This is a genomic window from Psychrobacter sp. TB20-MNA-CIBAN-0197 (assembly GCF_040309765.1).
In the GTDB taxonomy this organism is placed as follows: domain Bacteria; phylum Pseudomonadota; class Gammaproteobacteria; order Pseudomonadales; family Moraxellaceae; genus Psychrobacter; species Psychrobacter submarinus.
Genome location: NZ_JBEOPC010001065.1, coordinates 1 through 251 on the forward strand (window position 1 = coordinate 1; position 251 = coordinate 251).

General features: G+C 37.1%; 1 pseudogene. It reads left to right on the top strand.

Features of this window, described 5'->3' with window-relative positions:
- A pseudogene (locus AAEY83_RS17170) lies at positions 1-251 on the top strand (indole-3-glycerol phosphate synthase TrpC); the annotation flags it as partial.

Below are 251 nucleotides of genomic sequence, written 5' to 3' on the forward strand. Positions count from 1 at the left end.
GCATTAGCCGCCCCAGGCACACAGTTTATTTTAGAATGTAAAAAAGCATCGCCTTCAAAAGGGCTAATTAGAGAGCCATTTGATTTAACCGAAATCACATCGGTTTATAAAAAATATGCTACCTGCATGAGCGTGTTAACTGATGCTAAATATTTTCAAGGCAGTTTTGATTACCTCGAATTTGTGCGCAGCCAAGTAGAACAACCGCTTATCTGTAAAGACTTTTTTATAGATGAGTACCAAGTATATAT